Here is a 2,077-nt window from a genome sequence, read left to right as displayed (position 1 = left end):
TTCATTTCAAATCGTTTATTTAAGTCGATTGAAGATCTTGAAGCCCTTATCAACAAACTTCTCAATGAGGGGGATTTAGTTATAAATTGGCATCGCAAGGTGAAAAATAAGGGAAATTCGATTAATGCAATTTAGATGCGTAACAGCTTAGAACCAAAAGATCAGAAGCCTGTAACCTAAAAACCTGCTGAGCCTAAGGTCATACTTATTTTAATAGCTAATTGGTATGAGCCCAACAAAAGGTAGAAAATGCTGGGAGGTTGATGCTGCCCTAAATCTTGCCTAAAGTTCATCCATTGCTTTGAATGCAAGGCACTATTAAGTCTCTTATTTGAAGATATCAGTAGTTTCTCTGAGATGCCGATATCAATGGATCAATACACAGGTCTTTCATGTTTTCTTCGTGGCCTCTTCATGTTTTTGAGCCAGCCGTAGAACCTTCTTGCCATGGGCGTGCCCTAAATTAGGCAATTCAGGGTGCTAAATCCGAAAGCCACCCACCATGATATCAAGGCTGGCCCATCACCCTGAATGTGGGCGTTGGGCTAGAACGCTGGTACAGAAACCCGGTTTCTTTGTCACTGCCCTAACGGCATGACTGGCATTCTGGCCGAGAAACCGGGTTTTTAGCCATCCTGTACCGATGCTCTAGGCCGCAGCGCGTCTAGCTCTAGTCTGGCGGCGGCGGCGGCGAGGGTTTCGATCGACTCTGGTGTCGGTAGGTAAGGCAGCGTTCCCAGAACCGGGGTTTGGGTCAGGTTAGTTATTAAATCGTGCGGCGCCCATTGGGCGATCTGCTCGTCGGTGTAGGGCCGATTGCAGTTGAGAATAATACCTCGCAGGTCGAGGCCTTTCTGGCGGGCGAGGGCAACGTTAGCGGTAGCCTGGGCGATCGCCCCTAGCTTGACCGGCACCACCAGCACGGTCGGCAAGTGCCAGGCTGCTGCCAGATCGGCCACGGTGAGCTCGTAGGTCACTGGAGAGCCCAGCCCTCCCAGTCCCTCCACCAAGACCCAGGGATGGCGCTGGAGGCTGGTTTCAAGAGCATGCCAGGCCTGGGCCAGATCCACCGAACGACCCTCTAGGGCGGCGGCTAGGGGTGGGGCCAGGGGGGCTTCAAAGTACTGGGCTGTAATTGTCTCGAGGGCCAGAGTAGGAAAAAAGAGGCGCTGGTACAGCTCGCGATCGCCGACCCCAGCTTGAAACGGTTTCAGCACCGCTGGAGCCTGCTCTGGGCGATATCGCTGCCAGTAGGCCAGCAGGGCGCTGGTTACCACGGTTTTACCGACTTCGGTGTCAGTACCCGCCACGAGCAAAGCATTGAGAGAAACCATAGGGCGTCAGTTGACCGATATTCGCAGCGTATAGTTGGACGGACGGGCCGATGTGACATCGACCAGATAGCCGCCGCTAGTGGGCAACTGCCCCTGCCACGACAGCACCCGCGACGCATCGGGAATCATCTCGCCGTTGGGAAAACGCACATCCAGGGTAACCGGGCCACTGACCGTAGGCAGATCCAGGGCCAACACCTGGCCTTCTTGGGCATTGACGATATAGCGGCGAATGCGATTTTCGTTGACCTGTCCCGACACTTGCACACTGGTCTGACCCGGCGGAATTTGCACCCGCTGTTCGGTCACACTGGCGTCGGGGTTGGGGTCGGGTTGAGTGGCTGGTGGGGCCGGCTCAACCGAGGGTTCGGGCTGAGGTTCTACGCTCGGTTCGGGCTGGGGCACCGCACTGAGGCTGACCTCCAGCTCGTAGTCGCTCTGGTCTAGGCCCTGTACCGGGCGCAGCTGGATGGTGTACTCGCCGCTGGCGGGTAGAGTACCCTGCCAGTTTCGCACCCGCTCAGCCGATTGCTCCACCGGCTCCCCTGCGGGCGTCAGCACCGTCAGCAAGACTCCCTCACTGGCCATCCGGGCTAGCAGCACCTGCCCTTCAAGGGCGCTAACTCGGTAGTTGATGGTTTCGTTGCTGCGCAGGCTGCCAGATACAGTGCGGTCTTGGCCCGGAGAAATTGCCAGATTTTGGTCGTATTCTACTGGGCTAGTTTCGGGGGTGGGCTCAGGGG

General features: G+C 56.2%; 1 protein-coding gene and 2 pseudogenes. 1 reads left to right on the top strand and 2 read right to left on the bottom strand.

The genetic code is table 11. The annotated features are described in order from the left end of the window. Window positions 1-135: pseudogene (locus tag IQ254_RS34155) on the top strand (IS630 family transposase); the annotation flags it as partial. Between the two features lie 491 nt (window positions 136-626). On the opposite strand, the gene bioD reads toward IQ254_RS34155, so the two are convergent. Next, window positions 627-1,334, bottom strand: a complete 708-nt coding sequence (gene bioD, locus IQ254_RS30905) for a dethiobiotin synthase (protein ID WP_193969962.1) — start codon at window positions 1,332-1,334, stop codon at window positions 627-629. A 6-nt stretch (window positions 1,335-1,340) separates the two neighbouring features. Then, window positions 1,341-2,077, bottom strand: a pseudogene (locus IQ254_RS30900) (serine/threonine protein kinase); the annotation flags it as partial.

Origin of the sequence: Nodosilinea sp. LEGE 07088, assembly GCF_015207395.1 — a bacterium.
In the GTDB taxonomy this organism is placed as follows: Bacteria; Cyanobacteriota; Cyanobacteriia; order Phormidesmidales; family Phormidesmidaceae; genus Nodosilinea.
Note: the sequence above shows the minus strand (reverse complement) of the source record. Positions and strands in the feature narration are given on the sequence as shown.